The 16,812-nt window shown below is 55.0% G+C and carries 18 protein-coding genes and 1 pseudogene; 8 read left to right on the top strand and 11 right to left on the bottom strand.

Translation table 11 applies throughout. The features are described 5' to 3' along the window. The 3 genes from DL88_RS17630 to DL88_RS17620 all read left to right on the top strand — a co-directional run. Window positions 1–2,273, top strand: a 2,273-nt coding sequence (locus DL88_RS17630) for a DotA/TraY family protein (RefSeq protein ID WP_034999183.1), incomplete at its 5' end; no start/stop codon positions are given. Between the two features lie 2 nt (window positions 2,274–2,275). Beyond that, complete coding sequence (locus DL88_RS17625; protein WP_034999181.1) at window positions 2,276–2,737, top strand: hypothetical protein; 462 nt, start codon at window positions 2,276–2,278, stop codon at window positions 2,735–2,737. A 47-nt stretch (window positions 2,738–2,784) separates the two neighbouring features. Further along, window positions 2,785–3,096: a hypothetical protein gene (locus DL88_RS17620; RefSeq protein ID WP_034999180.1), complete on the top strand. Its 312-nt coding sequence runs from the start codon at window positions 2,785–2,787 to the stop codon at window positions 3,094–3,096. A 56-nt stretch (window positions 3,097–3,152) separates the two neighbouring features. Here DL88_RS17620 and DL88_RS17615 read toward each other — a convergent pair whose 3' ends face one another. The 3 genes from DL88_RS17615 to DL88_RS17605 form a co-directional block, all read right to left on the bottom strand. Then, entirely contained in the window at window positions 3,153–3,680 is a 528-nt protein-coding gene (locus tag DL88_RS17615; RefSeq protein ID WP_034999179.1) for a hypothetical protein, read from the bottom strand. A 1-nt stretch (window position 3,681) separates the two neighbouring features. After that, window positions 3,682–4,746, bottom strand: coding sequence for a hypothetical protein (locus tag DL88_RS17610; RefSeq protein ID WP_084705272.1), 1,065 nt, complete (start codon window positions 4,744–4,746; stop codon window positions 3,682–3,684). Between the two features lie 129 nt (window positions 4,747–4,875). Next, window positions 4,876–5,268: a hypothetical protein gene (locus DL88_RS17605; RefSeq protein ID WP_034999174.1), complete on the bottom strand. Its 393-nt coding sequence runs from the start codon at window positions 5,266–5,268 to the stop codon at window positions 4,876–4,878. A 700-nt stretch (window positions 5,269–5,968) separates the two neighbouring features. Between DL88_RS17605 and DL88_RS17595 the strand changes: the two genes are divergently transcribed. The 4 genes from DL88_RS17595 (at window position 5,969) to DL88_RS17580 (ending at window position 9,256) form a co-directional block, all read left to right on the top strand. Further along, the gene (locus tag DL88_RS17595; RefSeq protein WP_245270948.1) at window positions 5,969–6,394 is read left to right on the top strand and encodes a thermonuclease family protein; all 426 of its coding nucleotides are present in this window, start codon (window positions 5,969–5,971) and stop codon (window positions 6,392–6,394) included. Between the two features lie 325 nt (window positions 6,395–6,719). Next, on the top strand, window positions 6,720–8,003 hold the full coding sequence (gene repC / locus DL88_RS17590; RefSeq protein WP_084705271.1) for a plasmid replication protein RepC: 1,284 nt from the start codon (window positions 6,720–6,722) through the stop codon (window positions 8,001–8,003). A gap of 111 nt (window positions 8,004–8,114) precedes the next feature. Next, the gene (locus DL88_RS17585) at window positions 8,115–8,744 is read left to right on the top strand and encodes an SEN1982 family lipoprotein (protein WP_034999170.1); all 630 of its coding nucleotides are present in this window, start codon (window positions 8,115–8,117) and stop codon (window positions 8,742–8,744) included. Between the two features lie 95 nt (window positions 8,745–8,839). After that, on the top strand, window positions 8,840–9,256 hold the full coding sequence (locus DL88_RS17580) for a hypothetical protein (protein WP_034999168.1): 417 nt from the start codon (window positions 8,840–8,842) through the stop codon (window positions 9,254–9,256). A 176-nt stretch (window positions 9,257–9,432) separates the two neighbouring features. On the opposite strand, the gene DL88_RS17575 is transcribed toward DL88_RS17580, so the two are convergent. The 7 genes from DL88_RS17575 to DL88_RS17550 form a co-directional block, all read right to left on the bottom strand. Then, complete coding sequence (locus tag DL88_RS17575) at window positions 9,433–10,017, bottom strand: Uma2 family endonuclease (RefSeq protein ID WP_034999165.1); 585 nt, start codon at window positions 10,015–10,017, stop codon at window positions 9,433–9,435. A gap of 50 nt (window positions 10,018–10,067) precedes the next feature. After that, window positions 10,068–10,397 carry a hypothetical protein gene (locus tag DL88_RS20485; RefSeq protein ID WP_156971184.1) on the bottom strand — a complete coding sequence of 110 codons (330 nt, stop codon included), beginning with the start codon at window positions 10,395–10,397 and terminating at the stop codon, window positions 10,068–10,070. A 157-nt stretch (window positions 10,398–10,554) separates the two neighbouring features. Then, on the bottom strand, window positions 10,555–10,839 hold the full coding sequence (locus tag DL88_RS17570; protein WP_034999162.1) for a BrnA antitoxin family protein: 285 nt from the start codon (window positions 10,837–10,839) through the stop codon (window positions 10,555–10,557). After that, window positions 10,820–11,107, bottom strand: coding sequence for a BrnT family toxin (locus DL88_RS17565; RefSeq protein ID WP_034999160.1), 288 nt, complete (start codon window positions 11,105–11,107; stop codon window positions 10,820–10,822). The genes DL88_RS17570 and DL88_RS17565 overlap by 20 nt, the downstream gene beginning before the upstream one ends. A 49-nt stretch (window positions 11,108–11,156) precedes the next feature. After that, complete coding sequence (gene scpB, locus DL88_RS17560; RefSeq protein WP_034999158.1) at window positions 11,157–11,822, bottom strand: SMC-Scp complex subunit ScpB; 666 nt, start codon at window positions 11,820–11,822, stop codon at window positions 11,157–11,159. 2 nt (window positions 11,823–11,824) lie between these two features. Next, window positions 11,825–12,256 carry a DUF1403 family protein gene (locus DL88_RS17555; protein ID WP_051956141.1) on the bottom strand — a complete coding sequence of 144 codons (432 nt, stop codon included), beginning with the start codon at window positions 12,254–12,256 and terminating at the stop codon, window positions 11,825–11,827. Window positions 12,257–12,358: 102 nt separating this feature from the next. Continuing rightward, entirely contained in the window at window positions 12,359–15,277 is a 2,919-nt protein-coding gene (locus DL88_RS17550; RefSeq protein ID WP_034999156.1) for a Tn3 family transposase, read from the bottom strand. A gap of 164 nt (window positions 15,278–15,441) precedes the next feature. Between DL88_RS17550 and DL88_RS17545 the strand changes: the two genes are divergently transcribed. Continuing rightward, a complete protein-coding gene (locus tag DL88_RS17545; protein ID WP_034999153.1) occupies window positions 15,442–16,023 on the top strand; it encodes a recombinase family protein in 582 nt (193 codons plus the stop codon). Here DL88_RS17545 and DL88_RS20610 read toward each other — a convergent pair. Continuing rightward, a pseudogene (locus DL88_RS20610) lies at window positions 16,020–16,812 on the bottom strand (hypothetical protein); the annotation flags it as partial. The gene DL88_RS17545 and the pseudogene DL88_RS20610 overlap by 4 nt on opposite strands.

The following is a 16,812-nucleotide window of genomic DNA, read 5'->3' as shown; positions in this document are numbered from 1 at the left end:
TTTTTGCTCAAACCGCCAATACTGGCGAACTCACGTGGGCCGCTCTCGACCCCGGGAATGATTGGGCCGCCCAAGCCATCAACAATATCTTTCCGATCAACCAGAATGGAACGACTACGGTCATTGGCCAGATCATGGGCCAATTGACCCGGTTCGTTATGGCCATCGCCATGGCGTTCCTCTGCTACCATATGATCATCAACATCCACCGTGTCGCGGAAACCTCGCGGCTCATGACCGATGCGATGACCTGGATGGGCGTCGTGCGGATCGGGTTCGCGGCTATCATGATGTTCCCGCTCGCTTCCGGCTTCTCGAATGGACAAGCCATGGTGATCAAGACCGCCATGTGGGGCATCGGCATGGCAAAATCAGTCTATGCCAATGCGATTCAGGCGATCGGTCCCGACGCTCTGGTCATCGCCCAGCCGATGATTCCGGGAACCTCCACCACCGTGATCAATCTGATCCAGAACGAATTCTGCCGTGCCCTGATCAATCAGGCCTCGGGCAATCCGAATCTCGTCCCGGCCCCAAATCCTGTCACAGGCGAACCTGTCGCGACCCTGACCTATATTACCTGGTCCTATGGCCTGACCTCCGGCAATGAAACCGGTACGCCTGTTTGCGGCACCGTCACTTTGCAGCAATCGAGCGGCGCCACGAACCTTGCTGGTGTCAGCGTCGACATGCCGGCGATCCAGCAACAAATCCTCGAATCGGTCCTGAATGCGGACATCCGGTCGAACGTGCAAACGGTCGCCCAGAACTTCTGGCAGACCAAGCAGGCTTCCGCCCTTGCTCCGCTCTTGCAGATTTTCCAGACCGCGACAGCCGATTATACGCAGCAATTGACCAATACTGCGACGCAGGTCACGAGCCAGCTGCGCAATGCCTTGAGCGATCCGACACAGGCTCGGAACGGCTCCGTTGGTCTCATTACCAATGAAACGCAGCTCAATTCTCTGGGCTGGACCTCGGCCGGCGCCTATTACCTGGAAATCGCGCGGCTCAATGGCCAGACGATGTCGCTCCTGAACGCGACGCCGATGGTCAGTCCGCCCTCGTTTGAAGGCTTGAGCAAGTCATTGAAAAGCGATTTAGCGCCACTCGTGACCGCCGAGACGCAGTTTTTGAGCAATCTCAGGAGCTATGTGACCACTACCGATGGACTCGATGCACCCACTGGCAATGCTCAGCTTTTTTCGGGAGCAACACCGGGCGGCGACGGGGCCAGCGCCATCGAGCAGGTCATGCGCTCCATTCACCTGTCCGATCGGGTTCTTAGCTACTTCACCGAAGCTATGTCGCCAAGCAGCAACAATTGGACGGATCCTTTCGGCTCGCTCATGCAGCTCGGCCACAAGCTGATCGTCATCGCTCTCACCGCGCTCGGCGCCGCAGGGCTTTTGTCCTCGACGACGGGCACGGTCGCAACGACGGCCTGGAACATCCTGACGTTAAACTTCGCTGGAGCCGCCGCCTCCGTCGCCGGCAGTGCTCTGGTTCAGTTCTTCGGGACGCCAATTCTTCTGGCTTGCCTGGCTCTGCTAATTCCCGGCCTGACGATCGCTTTTGTCCTGCCGATGATCCCCTGGGTCATGTGGATGGCGGGTGTCGCCGGCTATCTGATCCTCGTTTGTGAGGCTGTCGTTGCGGTCCCTCTCTGGATGCTCGCCCATATGACGCTTGAAGGCGCGGGACTTCATGGCCGCGCGATCGAGGGCTATGGCCTTCTTTTTAACCTCCTGTTCCGTCCCGTCCTCATGCTGTTTGGCCTCTTCTTCGGCTATACGATCTTCGCCGCTATGAGCTGGCTGGTCCGCATGTCCTTCGGGATCGCGGCCGGATTTGTTCTCGCCAATGGCTGGGTCGTCACCAACATCCTCGGTGTCTGCGTTCTCCTCTCGATCTATGTGACGATCCACATCGTTCTTGCCTTGACGTCGTTCCGGCTGATTACCTTGATCCCGCATCATCTGCCCCGTCTCGTCGGCTTCACGGCCACCAACAGGGTCGATATGAACCAATTCTCGAAAGAGGCGGCCCTTGTTGGCGTTGGAGGAGCCCTGACGACCATGCGTGAAGGTCTCCGTGAAGGTGCTCTTGGTGCCGGTGAGGCTGCTCAGAAACAGCTCGGCTACACCCGGAAATTATCGGGACCCACAACTTCTTCTCCCGAGCAATCGCCATCAGCGTCTAATCATGGTATGGATTCCACATTGCGCGCCGCGACGGATACACAGAATGCCACGCCCAATGAGGAGGCTTGACCATGCTTGAAGATGATGAAGAAGGTGGTTCCAGCCTTTTCGGCAATTATGCATGGTATCAGATGGGACGGGCATCCGCCGAAAACGATGCTCGCACACGACAGCTTCTTCGTGCCCGTTTTTCACCGCCGCAGCCCAAAATCGATGTCGATGCTCTCATCGCGGAGAACAATGCTCTTCGCCAGCACTATGCTCGGCTGCATCAGGATTACCAAAAGCTCTATGGCGTTTACGAGCAGGACCAGCGTCAGAAATCAGCGCTGCAAAAGGAGTTAAAGGAAGCCAAGGAGTTTGGAGAGTCCGCTCTGAAGGGGTTCCATGATCGAGGAACGAGGCTCAACGAATATGACGATACCCTTTTTCGATGTTTGCGGTTTATCAGAGATCACGGACACAGCGTCCAAAAGCTTCCCTTCGAACTTCCCGGTTTGTTGAGAGAAAGTTTCCCAGATCAGGACGATTAGTCCTTCGCATGAGACAACCCCATGGTGATCTTCGAAAGGAGATTGCCATGCGTTTTTATTCGTTTTTAATCCTTCCCTGTACCCTTGCGCTTTCAGCCTGCGGCGCTCCACCCAACATCCACGGCGCCTCCAGTTACACGATTCCCTTACCGCAACGGGTCGAGCATCCCTATTACGATCCTACCGCAGCCTACGGAGAGGCCAACGCCACCTGGCGGCCACCCGTCATCAATCTAAATCGCACGATCGTCAAACCCGTCGAGCCCGCCACCACAGCCGGCCGGCCGGATTATGAGCATGCGCAATGGGCCTCCGGTGCCTCGGGAGGCCCTTCCAACGCGCCCCCCGGCACCTTCTAAAAGAAAAGCCTTCGATCCAACGACCGAAGGCTTTTTTAATGCATGTTTGATTTCGTTCAGGCAGGCCAGAACATCTCTTCCGTTCGAAGATATTCCATCGCCGTTGCCACATGCCTTGTCCTCAATTGATAATTGAGCAGCGCGTTCCTGAAGGCGACCAGAAAGAACACAAAGCAAAACGGCGCGAATTCGAATGTCTCGATGACATGCCCGGATGACCACGACTGGTTTAGCGATTGATAGAGCCAGTAAAAGAAAGTCAGCCAGCCAAAACCAAAGGCGCAATAAGCGGCCTGTTTCGTCTGTCTCCGCCGTTTCCTGATCAATTGTTCAATAAACTCAACCGGCACCTGATAGAGATCCGCCGTTGCGGCCACATCGAGCCCCCGGGCCTCGTTGACCACAAATCCTGACTGATGATCATTCTTCCGCCGAAGAAGGACTCCCAACTTATGGATGAATTGTGCATTGTCCTTGATCAATTCCCATTGAATGGCTTTGAGAGATGCTTGTTTCAACCCCTTGAAGCCGCGCCCCAGGAGACCTGCCTCTTTTTGCTGAGGCTCATAAGCAGACCCTTCCATCTCAATGCCTCATTGATGCTATGACACGATCCCAGTCGTTTGCAACGCCATCGAGACGCCCTTCCGACCCGTCGGTTTTCTGCCAAAGCAAGGTTGGCGTTCCTCGTAAATGGATTGCCTCTGCCGCCGCCATATTGATCGACAATCGTTCCCGAGCCTCAGATGTAGCGGGACTTTTCAATTGATCATTGCGCCAGGCCGCAACCATCGTTTCTTGCGGAAGACTGACCATAGAGAGCGCATATTCAGTGCTTTTTCCGCCTGTCTCATGATCAATAATCGCTATGGGAACAACCGCCAGCTCGATCTCTCCACGCGCCGCATAGGAGCGCAATTCATCCATGGCTCTCAAGGAGAAACTGCAAAGAGGATCGACAAAGACCCAAAGCCTCGGCGCTCCCGGCTTACCGTAGGTGCCAAAACTCGTTTCTTTAACGATAGAGAGCGCGGGTTTTCCGCTAAAGACGGGCATTGCCACGGCCGGGGTGCTGTCATTCTTGATTTCGACACGCGGAACCGCACCGTCGATCGACGCCACCTGATCACGCGTAATATTGTGGCCTGTCGCATCCCACATGACACCAGGAATCACGTTCTGACCATCAGGGGTCAAATACATAACCTGAAATTCATTGCCGTTCCGCACGAACAGACCTTTGATGCCGTGAGTCTCCTTAAGGTCGGTCACATCCATCTGGAGCGACTTCTTCATTTCAACGAAGGGGAAGTCAGATTGAAGGCCCGCGATAATTGCCTCACCATCAGGCGTGACATTCAAAATCATAAATTGCTTGTCACGTTGAACAAGCACTCGCTGCAAGCCATGCATGGCTACAAGCTCTGACAGCCTGGCTCCAGATTTCTCGATGTGTTTCAATACGGGGCTGTCAGGATTGAAACCATCAGACCGATGAGATGGTGACGATCCATCACTGGAGCCTGGTACAAGAGAAGGGAGTGTTGGCTCCTCTATAACCCTCTCGGATGGTTGTTTAGGCTCGGAAAGATCTGATGCAGCAGCCACATACGGCAAGAGACAAAAAAGAGCGGCAGACATCGAGCGCATGAAACCTCCTCATAAACAGACGAGAAGGTTCTATGGTTCTCTCATGAGAAAACAGCGCATAAATTTATTGGGACATTAATTTTAAGCATGACATTTATTCTGCGTAATTTTCTAAAATAATAGTGTGGTTCATTTACTACTTATTGTTCTAATATCATTATTTATTGAATTTATTAAACTCTCTGTGTAATTATCAATAACGCCACAAGGCATAAAAGTTTTATAAGCAGCAAGAGCTTGTTCTTTTGCAGCAACACCAAGCTCAGAAAATGATCTTAATCCAACAATTTTTAACAACGGCTGGAACAATCTGTTGTTAATTAAGTCAATAATTTCAGATTGATCATCAACATTTAGATTGTCAGTTTTAAGAATATAGTCAAAATGTTCTCCAAATTCACAAATAAGTTCACACATTTTAATAAGCTCTTTATCATCCTGGCGGATTTGTAATGGTTCTTGCTTCGCTCGCTTATAACGCGCTTTGTCAAAAACAAGCACCTTATCCTGCTCTTCTCGCATCGGTTACTCTCTCTATTCCTGAGTTTGCCTAATAGACAAAAACACACGCGAGTCAAAAACAACTTCTACTTATTAATATTATAGGCAAGACTTATTATTATGCAGACCATGCTGCATCAGACAGCTAAAGATTCATCTTATGTTCTCACGCTACCCCAAGCCGAACCATTTGTAAAATTTTTGCAGAACCAAATTCTCGCCGACTTTTCGCTTTTTTCGCACGGCCGAAGCCAGCTATTTTATGTGCGCTGGCCGTTCCAAATTGCTGCTGAGAATGTCATAAACCATTAAAAATATTTACATAACTCAGCCCATGCCATATGTGCGTAAGTTATTGAATCCGCTTTTGCTTACACCGCCTGCAGCCCATTCCTATAAAAATTGAAATCCACCCAGGGCGATTTTCACTCGAAAGTGAACGTCTCGTAAAGAAACTATTAATACTCACTCCAAGCCAATTTAAACGACTATCTGAAACACGGCGAAAGTATGACTCTTTTTGTCATTTGAATTTTCATGCACCGGTTAAATGATCCGCCATGCAAATTGCTTTTCTAAGGTCTTATGCATGCACTTTACCCTCCGTCGGCAGACAATCTCGTTCCTTCTTTTCCTTGCATCTAGTCATGGCCCAGCAAACACTCAGATCATCGATCATAATCAGCAATCGCAGACACTCATATCTGGCATCACGGCAAGCGTGATCGACGGAGACACATTCCGCGATCCTCGTGACGGACAGTCTTATCGACTCTTCGGAATTGATGCGTGTGAGAAAGATCAGCAAGCCTATACCAGTCTTGGTCAGGCCTGGCCGTGCGGCGCGGTCGCAACCACCTGGCTTGCCTCTCATGTCGTCGGCCGTACTGTTACCTGCACAATCATAAAGCCCGATATCTATGGCCGCAAACTCGCTAAATGCGGCACACAGGAAACCCCCGATCTTGGCGCCGCAATGGTGCAGGAAGGTCAGGCTATCGTCTATCGTTTTCATGGCCGGCCGACAGAACCTGCTTATCTTCCCCTGGAGGCAAAGGCGCAGACTGATCATCGTGGCATTTGGCAAGGCACAGTCAAAGAGCCTTACCTTTGGCGCCGAGACCATCGCGCGGGCCATGATCAATAAGCGGACATACGGAAAAAGATGTCCATGCCCCGATTGGATTGCGGCATGGGCTGGACGTCTCTATGAAAAGCGGGCAAAGTGCCGTTTTAGGACTCGTGCCAGCTGCGGGCCGGTCCAATGATTCAGAGGCCATTATGATCTAGAAACAGAAAACCCGACCATAAAGGTCGGGCCTGTCCGGCAAAGCCGGGGAATAAACTGTCTTCGCAAGCAGATATTCCCCGAAAATCGAGACCGATGCAAGCCTTATTTTTAGGCCACGGGATCGCTTTGCCGGATGGAACCGTGCTTTTTTCGGTCGGGTTCTCGCAATATCGGAGAACCTATGTCCACGGGAATATCTCATGCCCCGCGCCCCTCGGGCTTGCGGCGGATCAGCCCTGCCATGCTCGCTTTCCGCGAGAAGGCTGATACCTATCAAGGCCTGCAAGAAGGCAGCCTCAAACCGTTCCAGTTCCTCGCCGCTTTCCAGCAGGCCCTCCCCTATCTACACCTGCCCCCCAAAGCCTTTGAGCTCGTCGCCTGGCTGTTCGACATGACGCATGCCTGCGACTGGCAGCAGGGATCCAAGCCGATCGCCTGGCCCTCCGCTCGCCTGCAGCAAGAATATCTCGGCCTCTCCGCCGCCAGGGTGAAGGTCTTGAATCGCGCCCTCTTCGAAGCGGGCATTTTCGTCATTCGGGACAATGCCGAGGGTAAACGTTATGGCCAGCGCGGTCCGGATGGCCGCATCTTGCAAGCCTTCGGCTTCGACCTCTCCCCGCTTGCCCAGAGGCATGCCGAATTCCTCCGTATCGCCGAGGAAGCCAGAATCGAACGCGCTTTGGTCCGCTCCTGCCGGCGGCAACTGACCCTCGTCCGCAAGGCCATCCTCCAGGCCGAGGCTATTTTGACCGATACGCAGAATGTCTTGCCGGAAGTCACCGCTTGGCTCGCTGAACGCGATCGGCTTGATCTTGCCTGCCGCCGCGTGCAAGCCTCAAAAGACCTGCGTGATTTGCTGGGCCAGATGCAGGATGTTCAGACAGGTCTTGAAGACATCATCAAAAGTGAACGCGAACAGCAGGAACAAACAAAAACAAGCCCCGTGGGGCTCGAAAACGAGCCTCACATAAATACAAATACAACCTTAAAACACTATCCTTTTAAGGATACTGTAATTGCCTTCAGAAGAAGTAGCCGGCCTGAACCAGAGGCAGCGGCCTCATCCTTCAAGGCAGAAGCCAAGCCCCAGGAAAGGGCAAGCGGAAAGAAAGGCGGGCTGACGCAGCCGGCCGAACTGTTGGAGCTTGCCCCTGAGCTTGGCCAATGGGTTGGGGTGTCTTCCCCCGACTGGCAGGATGTGATCGGCGCCGCAGGTGGTCCCTTGCGGCATTCCCTGGGTGTTTCGACAACCCTCTGGGCACAAGCCTGCCGAGTGATGGGCCGAGAGGGTGCGGCCTTGGCGCTTGCCCTCGTTTCAGCGAAGCCTGACGGATATTTCTCGAGCGGACCAGCCGGCTATTTCGGCGGCATGGTCAAGAAGGCCGAGAAGGGCGAATTGTTCCTCGAGCGCTCGCTCTGGGCCTTGCGTGAAGCGAAATGGGGCAAACGGCCTTGGGTCCAATAGTGCTTGAACAAATTTCGTGAGATCGAGGAGCAAGGCTCGTTGCCCATCTCGTTTTTATTCTCATGGCTGATGCTTAGGCTTTTCGTGTTGATTCACGGAACGGAGATCGCTATGTCCACACCCCTGCCAACATCGAAGAAAACACCTGTTCTGCGCATCGTCGCATGTCTTGTGTTTCCTTTGGCGCTTGTTGCCTGTGGCAATCCAAAAGAAGCCTCCAAAGCCAATTTCAAAAAGGCCCTCGAAGATTATTTCACGGAAAACTGCTCGCGCCTGCCTGTTAATGTGCAGACGTTCCCCATTGTCATGAACGGTGGCCTTCCCCAGAACGCTGTAAAATATAATGCATTGGTAGAGGCCGGCCTTCTTACGCGCACGGAATTGCCCGTATCGACTCCTGTCCCGCTTCAGGGGGTGAGAGTCCTGCCGAACATTGAGTATAATCTTACCGGCAAGGGAAAGACCTTATTCAAGGAAGGCGGTGGCTTGCTGTCAGGGAAACCATCAGGCTTCTGTTTCGGCCACGTCGAAATCGCTTCGATCGACAGTTTCAGCGAGCCAGCTCAACTGAACGGTCAGACAATCAGTCAGGTCACGTTCACGGCTAATCCCATTCTTGATGATTGGGCAAAATCGCCCACCATCCAACGTGCCTTCCCCGAAAACACATCAGGAAAGTCAGGACAAATGACATTGCCGCTTGTCCTCATGAATGATGGATGGCGTTTTCCCTTAAACTGATGGGATCTTGCGCGAGGCAGAACGAGGCGAACAGCCTTGGCACCATTGATCCCTTGATCTATGTGCCAAAGGATACTTGAAGGAAGGACAGACAAATGCCCCAATCACTTGAACAGATCCAGGCCGAAATTTCTGCGATCGAGGAACGCCTCGACAAACTGCGTCTGGTGGAAGAGATTCTGGCTGATCTGGAAGGCGAAGCCTCGCGCAAGCCGGTCCGTCGTGAAAGCCGAAAGACCGTGGCGCAGAACCGCAAACCGGTCAGGACAAAGACTTCCATCCCTTCCGTCCGCCCTGCGAAACCGCAGGAATCGCAAGGACGCGAAGGCTCGACACCGAATGCCATATTAGCCTTGCTCGAGGAAGAAGGTCCTCTCGCCAGAGCGGACATCGAGCAGGCAATCCGGGCCGATCGCGATCTTGGCAGACAGACGATTTCCGTCTCCCTGCAGCGTTTGAAGGCAGCCGGCAAGGTTCATCTGGACGGTGGCAAATGGAGCTTCAGAGGTTGAGTGAATTCCGTATTCCGGACGATCGCATCAGCACGATGTATGTGTGGACGTTTGAAAGGAATTGATTGCCGATTGCGCCTACAGCTTGAATGCCAAGGCTGTGGGATCAAAGCCCACGGCCTTGTGTTCGCTCTCACCTTGGCTGATGGACCCACGCTAAAGCCTCGCACTGATCCTCAATGGTTGAGCAGACGCGTGGTGCGATAAAGAGCGGCCAGAGGCACCTGGAAACCGATGCTTTCCAGGCTGAGCATGCCTGACCTCTCGAGGACTTGCGGCTTATTCGGCCAGGAACCATCCGGGCCGCGTCGCAGCAATTCGGCGCCGATCACGGCTGTCCTGACGACAAGGATCTCCATGACGCTGGGGATGGTCGTATAGGTCCAGACATTGGCCCAGGTTTCAGCCTGATTGCTGGGTGAAAGGATCTCGATCACGAGAACCGGATCGGTAAGTGCCGATTCCTCGGTTTCGTAAGGCGCACAGGTGACGGCGAGATCGGGAATGCGGAAATTGGTCTCGGACTGGACGTGGGGAATGACGCCAGGCGTAATAATGACCGAGCAGGAACTGTCGCGTTGATCCAGATGATTACGGATCAAGCTGCATAATTCTCCCTGGATGGCGCCATGGGTACGGCTGGCAGGCGCCATAGCCTGGGGTTCACCGTCGACCAGTTGCCATAGCAAAGGGGCCGGCGCGTCCCAGGCCAGGAACTCGGCGACCGTCATATGGTAAGGGATCTTCGGCAGAGCGTTCATAAAGGCACTCTACCAGAATTCCGTCGCTCCTTCCATAAGGCCGGCCGCTATCACCATCCAGCGTACAGATGACCAAAAAGCCATAGTCCAAATAATCCACCGAGCGGAACACCAAGAGGACCAAAGCAGAGCACGAGAATCAATGTCGCAATAAGCCAAACCAAGGCCCATTCAAAAACCCATTTTACAACCACGTTCACGAGAGGGCTTAAATCAACCGTGGGCGGCTTGCTTTGTGACGATGTTGGTGCTGCATGGCAGATCAACGATACACAAACAAAAGTCAGGTTATAGGAGACGAACGACACGCCTCGCCGGATGCGTTCCAGAAGAACGGCAGGTAAGGAGGATCCAAGTCTTTGGAAGCGGAGCCGAATCATGAAAATTCTCTCATTGTGATCAACGAGAGGAATGGTTCCATCAAGACACGCGAAGAAGAAATTATATCGAGGTTAAGTCACCAGTCGCAGATATGGGTTTTTACTGCGGTTCTGTATCATAATCAGGTCATGACACCGGCCATTGAGCCATCAGCTCTTATGAACGAACCGATGTCTTCGCCACATGCAGTCGCAGGACGCGATTGATTTCGGTCTGATAGCCCCCCTCTTGCGCATGGTTTTTGAACCAGTCCACGACATCGGCATCGAGACGGATCGTGACAGGCTTTTTGAGGGGGCGATAAAGATTTGGCCGACGCGCATAAGCCCAATTCTCGGCAGGCGCCTCGGGACTATCCGTCGTATCGATCTGGTCATCCGGCAATGCGGCCAGGCGATCAAGTTGTGTTTGAAGCGCGGGATCACGGGATTTCCTGCTCATAGCGTCTCCTTTCGCGGGTGGTCGCCTTGCGAGCACTGATAATCCTGATCCGTTCCTCGCTGTCCGGGTCTGGATAGACATGCACGACCACCAGGATCGTGACGGCACCGACAAGGCCAATCGCATGCCAACGCTGCTCGCCATTCTCAATCCGATCCGGCACGAGCGCATAGAGGGGATCTTCCCAAACCTCACAAGCCAGCTCGAACGAGACACCATGTTTGGCCAAGTTCACAATGGCCTTTGCCGGATCCCACTCGAATGTCACGCCCGCTCCATATTGACGAAATTGTATTTACACTTATCAAAGGCGATTTTCAATCAAGAGCCATCGAGTGATCGATATCTTCCCTTGGCTCGTCAAAGATATTGGCTACTGGTCCCATTTCCTCTCCGTCCGTCCAACACGCTGCAAACAGCCCCTGCCCCGGCAGATCGGCCAGACTGGCGAAGCCGAACGCGCTCAAGAATTCCCGCGTGGTGACATAGGTGATCGGTGCGCCCGGCTCCGGACTGCGTGGCCCGGAGCCGATCCACTTCTTGGCTTTGAGCCAGGCAAGCGTGTCGCGGCTGATCTCGCGGCCGAAGAAGGCACTGAGCCGCGCGCGGGTGATCGGCTGGAAATGGCCGATCGCCAGCAGCAGTGTTGCCTCCTTCGGACTGAGGTCCCCTTCCCCCGTCTTGAGGAACCCCGCCGCCCGCAGGACAGGGGCCAAGGCAGGCCGGGTGCGCAGCTGCCAGCCGCCCGCCACAGCCACGACGTCATAGGGCCGTCCGCGCAGATCCGTGCGCAGATCGCTGATCAGGGCGTCGATGGCGCAGGAGGCGCCGACCACCCGCGCCAGCACCTCGCGCGGCACGGGCGCACTGGCGGCAAACAGCAGCGTTTCGACACGCCGCATCCATTCGCGCCAGCGCAAGGGTGGCGGTAGGTCCTCGAGCTCACGGTCGAGCGAGGCGTCGGAGCGGGCGCGTTTTGTCATAACTACAATCCATAGATCCGGAAGGCCGCGCGGCCGGTGAGCTCGCGAAGCGCGCCTTGGGCGGTCAGCTGATCGACCAGACGGCGTCCGGCCCGGTCGCTGAGAGCGGGCTGCAGCTGACGCGGTATTACGGCCTCTTCCTCGAGCAGCACGGTGAGGGCTGGAGCGATGCCGCGGATGCGCACGCTGGGCGCAACGGCCAGAAGCCGCTCCGCCGCGGCATGCACGGTGGAAAACAGGGTCAGCGCCAGAACCCCTGCCCCCGCAAGGCAACGGCTGCAGAGACTCAGCCAGGCAGCCGGATCGCGTCCGGCCGCCCGTGCCTCGGCCCAGGACACCGCCAGCAGGGCCAGCGGCACTGGCGCTGTCCATCCCGCCGTGCGGGCCAGCGCCAGATCCGCCAGGGCCAGCGCCAGAAGCGGCAGGCCCTGCATTTCCCCACCCCCATCCGCCTGCCCCATCCAAACCGCGGCCGCGCCCACCGCCATGGCGTGCAGGGGTAGACCCAACAGTCATGTCACCAGCCGCCAAATTGATCAATCGATCGGGAGCCGGGTTTCCATGTCAAGTTCGAAGCGACCATATGGATTGACATGTTCCCAGATTAATGGCGTGAGCGCGGCGAGGTCCCGGGTAGTGAGCTTTTCAGCCCAATTCGGCTGGGCCAAGATCTGTTGGACCATGAGCGTGTTGACGTAAACCATGCAGTTCTGGAGAAGGTGGAGTGCCAGCATGCTGATTTCGTGATCCTCGCGACGGTTGCTGGCCATTTCGCCACGGCGTGCAAAGAAAACGAAATCATTGGCTCCATTCCACTGTTCGACAACATTCAATCCGTCATTAATCTCTCGGCGTAAATCCTCGCTATTCAAATAGCGACATAGAAAGATCGTCTTTATCGCCTTGCCGAGTTCGGAAAACGCTTTATAGGTCGGATGCTGGACGTTGTTCCGCGTAAAGCGTCTTAAAATTGCTTCGGTTTCCGCAGTGCCGAGCCGAACCGCCGTGACGTATTTGATCATCTGATCATAATGCTGACGGATGATTTCCCAATCTATTGGCTTGGTCAATATCTGTTGCAAATTCCCATAAGCGTCTGGTTGACCGGTATCAGGCCGATAGAGTTTTTGAACATTGATCTGCTTCAACCGAGGCATGAGATGGAACCCGAGAAGGCGGCAAAACGCAAAGGCGACCGTACTCTGACCGTGAGAATCCACGTATTGCCGGTCGACTTCCATTTCGGTGCAATGATGAACCACACCCTCGATCATCGAAGCGACCTCGGATGACGAGGGCGATTTCAGCTGGGAATGGATGCACAAAGATTTTCGCTCGACATGCCAATAAATCATGACGCCTCTGCCGCCATAGCGAACATGCCATTGAGTTGTCAGATTTTGATCCCAAGCGCCGAAGTGCTTGGAATCCGAGGCACATGCCGTCGTGCCATCGCCCCATATGGCAGGATTCCTGGCTCGAAGCGTGCCATTCGTTATGATCGCGATGGCACGGCGCAGTGTCTCGACAGTCAAATATCTGCCCCGGACGTAAGCCAGATCCTTTTGGGTTACCCCCGATTGCAACCCGGCCATGCGCTGCAATCCGGCATTCGTTCCGATGCCGTGGAGACATAGAAGTAGGCGAGGTCGCAGAACCGATCGGTCCAGACTTTCGTATGCTGTCGGGCTTTTCAGGGTGTCCGTGAAGTTGAGGCGTAGATCTGCTTCCTTGACCATGTCCAAGAGACTGGTCATCGGCCACCTTGCGGTGACTTCCGATTTAAGGACAATCAGATTTGGCGGATCGGGCTGGGGATCAAAAGGTGTGACGGTAATTTGGCCGCCTTTTTTCCGCGTGATGCGCACGAGGGGATTGTGGGTCAGCCCGTCGTTAAAGGACTGTAGCGCTTGCCGCATCTCATCCTTTAGATTTGCAATAAACTGAGCGGCGTCAAGCGGAAGATCAAGCGCTTGATAATAGGGTTTCCGTTGCGCCTCAAAGTCCGTCGGCAGATCGTCGTCAGGGTTCCGATAGCGATCGGCGCCAACGACCCAAACTTCCTTGCAGCGTAGCTTATCACGCAGCGCCTCAAGGACGCAGATTTCGTAAGTGATACGGTTGATGCGTTGCCGACCATCGACCTCCGTCTCAATCACGGCGTCCCGCCAGAGGCCACGCACAACACCATCGACCGGCACGGTTTCCTCTTGTGGAAAACTGTGCAGCTTGGAGTTGGAAAAGCGCTTGAGCAGCTCCAACGCCTCAATGACCGGGCGGTGATGTTCGTTGTTCGAACGGAATTCCAGATGCTCAAGAATTTCTGGGACCATCCGCCGATAATGCCCTTTGTAGGAATTCCGGATAACGGTCCTCAGGATCGTCCGATAGGTCGGGCCTGTGGATTTCCACTCCTTGACCAGATCCCGTAAGGTCTGTTCGCCAACCACAGGAAAGACAACATCGCGGACGATTCCATTCGGCTGATCAAGGGAAGCGTTGGCCACCTGGAACAGCAGGTTTTGTTTGCCCGAGACCCGTTTGAGATCATCGAGCAGCTCGCGCTCGACCTTCCGCTCGGCCCGCGCGCCAATATGATGGATGGTTTCGATAAGCAAATCGACTAGATCGTCAATCAGGGAACGGCCACGAAGATGCACGAATGCGGCAAGCCAGGTGAGCCTGGCGGTTTCTGGATGCCGCCGAAGTTCGTAAGGCGCTTCGACAAGAACGCGGCGGCGGTATCGATCGAGTTCATGTGGCAAAACCTTGTCAAAGAGAGTGGCAGGCAGATTAATCTCTCGGATCAGGGTCAACTTGGCCAATTCGTCCTGGATCGCGGCGAGGCTCGGCCGACCCGGATTGCCACGCAGCCGCAGGAGTAGCGCCGGAGCCAATCCAGCGTCCGAACCACTATCTGGGGTACCTTCCACTTTGGCTGGGCGCAGGAGTGCCTCGAGCCGCTGTCGCGTTTCAGGAGTGAGACGCCGAGTGATTTCAGTTTGAAGCCGTTCATCGTGGGCATGGATCACGGAACGAACAATGCGGTCGACGCGATGTGAGCTGGGTGGCTCGATGAAGAGCGCTCGACACCGGCCCTCAAGCTGTTCCGTCAGCCGATCGGCATTCGTACCAATGGCCGCAGTTTGATGTTGGAGCCACTCGACAAGTGCTTCACCATCAGCAACTGTTGCTTCACGAAAACCCAAATACTCACGAATTTCGGCACGGTGCCGCTCCACGCTGCGGCCAGACAGCGTGAGCCTACAATCTGCCGAGTCCTCAATATTAAGTTGGCCAATAATGTCCTGGACCATGGCCTGCTCGATTTCTGTGGAGCGCCGAGGGAAACGGCCTCGTTCGCGAAAGAACGCAAGGAGGATGGCAAAGCTCAGACGATTGGCATGATGTTTTGAGAGAGCGAGCGCACAATCACTCGTGGTCAGCCGGGGCATGGAGTGTCTCTTCCGATGAGAGGGCACTCCATTCATAATCCGCTTGCCATTGAAAGATGTTATGAAAGAGGGTATTGAAAGGAAATTCTCGAGGAACCGTCGTGGACACAAAATCCGTTCGTAAACGGTCGTTTGTGAAAGACGCTAAGCCTGCCAGCGCAGGTATGCTGCTCGGCTATGCCCGAGTCTCTAAAGGCGATGAGCAGAATAATGCCCTGCAGGCCAGGGCACTGAGGGCTGCCGGCTGTCGACGGCTATTCGAGGAAGCGGCTTCAGGCGGTCGTTGGGATCGGCCCGAGTTGCACCGCATGCTCGATCAATTGCGCGAGGGCGACACCGTGGTTGTCTGGAAACTGGATCGTCTGTCGCGGTCACTGAAGGATGTGCTGCATATCATGGAGCGGATCGTCGAGGCCGGAGCTGGCTTCCGCTCGGTAACCGAAGACATCGATACCACGACACCGGCTGGCCGCATGATGATGCAAATGGTCGGCTCGTTTGCCGAGTTTGAACGTGCCATGATCCGCGAGCGTACATCGGCAGGAATCGCTGCCGCTCGCGCCGAAGGCAGGACCGGGGGACGACGAAAGAAGCTTGATCCCGCAAAACGACGCGAAATCGCAGAAAGTGTCATTACGGGCCGCAAATCAGGGGCCGACATGGCACGGCTTTACAATATCAGTCAGCCAACTGTGTCGAGGATTGTCGCCCAACATCGGGCCTCTGGGCAGCCCGTAGGAACCTAAAAGTGGAAGCTGCATTCAGCCGGCCGAAGCCAATCGATCAATTTGGCGGCTGGTGACACGACTGTTGGGTCTACCCCCAGTTGGACGAATTGTCCGGGAAAAAAGTCGAAGGGGATCTGGCCGCCATCAGGATCAATGAGACTGAACGTCACGATCTGTGATGTTTCGCGAGTCTTTTGAGCGACCTTCAAAGTGCCGCGCCAGGGTCCGGTTCTGGCTGCCTCCGATTGCGTTTTGACGGAGGATGCAGCCGCTCCGCCAGGGGATGAAGGTTGGACAGGCGCGTGCGGTGGATTGGATGGTCCGGCTGAATTGGAAGGTGGGGGAGACTGCATCGATGAGGGTCCAGGCGACCCCTGTGTAGTCCGCAGGATCTCTTGAACACGGTGAAGGCGCAGGGCTTGCAGCACCAGCAGCCCAATGGACACCAGGATCAGCACCGCCATGAAAAGCAGATGAGCTGGTGCCAGGCCGAACAAAAAGCCCTGCTCCTGCTGGGTCCTGAAGGGAAGGCCCATTTGTCCATCGAACCAGTTGAACGCAATTTGCTGAGGGCTGGCCAATCCATTGGCGGCGGCTCGGGCCGCCATGCCGCTTTCCAAAAGGGATAAGCCTTCATGGAGATGCTGGCTGTTGTCTCGCATGGCTTGCAGCGACAGGGCCTGCCCGATGTCGACTAATGTATCCCCAACAAGTGCGCGACCTTGCTGGATGCGGCGCGCAGCCTCAACGGCCAGAATTTGCCGCTCGGATTCGGTCAGGGTCGGATGTGTCACCAAGAAAGTGTAC

It is taken from the genome of Beijerinckia mobilis, assembly GCF_000745425.1.
GTDB lineage: Bacteria > Pseudomonadota > Alphaproteobacteria > Rhizobiales > Beijerinckiaceae > Beijerinckia > Beijerinckia mobilis.
The sequence above is the reverse complement of the archived record's forward strand: the minus strand, read 5'-3'. Positions and strand labels throughout refer to the sequence as shown.

What these genes read in the sequence shown, in the direction of transcription:
- DL88_RS17625 (WP_034999181.1), top strand. Translation starts at nt 2,276, where the DNA reads ATGCTTGAAGATGATGAAGAAGGTGGTTCCAGCCTTTTCGGCAATTAT.
- DL88_RS17620 (WP_034999180.1), top strand. Translation starts at nt 2,785, where the DNA reads ATGCGTTTTTATTCGTTTTTAATCCTTCCCTGTACCCTTGCGCTTTCA.
- DL88_RS17615 (WP_034999179.1), bottom strand. Translation starts at nt 3,680, where the DNA reads ATGGAAGGGTCTGCTTATGAGCCTCAGCAAAAAGAGGCAGGTCTCCTG.
- DL88_RS17610 (WP_084705272.1), bottom strand. Translation starts at nt 4,746, where the DNA reads ATGCGCTCGATGTCTGCCGCTCTTTTTTGTCTCTTGCCGTATGTGGCT.
- DL88_RS17605 (WP_034999174.1), bottom strand. Translation starts at nt 5,268, where the DNA reads ATGCGAGAAGAGCAGGATAAGGTGCTTGTTTTTGACAAAGCGCGTTAT.
- repC (WP_084705271.1), top strand. Translation starts at nt 6,720, where the DNA reads ATGTCCACGGGAATATCTCATGCCCCGCGCCCCTCGGGCTTGCGGCGG.
- DL88_RS17585 (WP_034999170.1), top strand. Translation starts at nt 8,115, where the DNA reads ATGTCCACACCCCTGCCAACATCGAAGAAAACACCTGTTCTGCGCATC.
- DL88_RS17580 (WP_034999168.1), top strand. Translation starts at nt 8,840, where the DNA reads ATGCCCCAATCACTTGAACAGATCCAGGCCGAAATTTCTGCGATCGAG.
- DL88_RS17575 (WP_034999165.1), bottom strand. Translation starts at nt 10,017, where the DNA reads ATGAACGCTCTGCCGAAGATCCCTTACCATATGACGGTCGCCGAGTTC.
- DL88_RS20485 (WP_156971184.1), bottom strand. Translation starts at nt 10,397, where the DNA reads ATGATTCGGCTCCGCTTCCAAAGACTTGGATCCTCCTTACCTGCCGTT.
- DL88_RS17570 (WP_034999162.1), bottom strand. Translation starts at nt 10,839, where the DNA reads ATGAGCAGGAAATCCCGTGATCCCGCGCTTCAAACACAACTTGATCGC.
- scpB (WP_034999158.1), bottom strand. Translation starts at nt 11,822, where the DNA reads ATGACAAAACGCGCCCGCTCCGACGCCTCGCTCGACCGTGAGCTCGAG.
- DL88_RS17555 (WP_051956141.1), bottom strand. Translation starts at nt 12,256, where the DNA reads ATGCAGGGCCTGCCGCTTCTGGCGCTGGCCCTGGCGGATCTGGCGCTG.
- DL88_RS17550 (WP_034999156.1), bottom strand. Translation starts at nt 15,277, where the DNA reads ATGCCCCGGCTGACCACGAGTGATTGTGCGCTCGCTCTCTCAAAACAT.
- DL88_RS17545 (WP_034999153.1), top strand. Translation starts at nt 15,442, where the DNA reads ATGCTGCTCGGCTATGCCCGAGTCTCTAAAGGCGATGAGCAGAATAAT.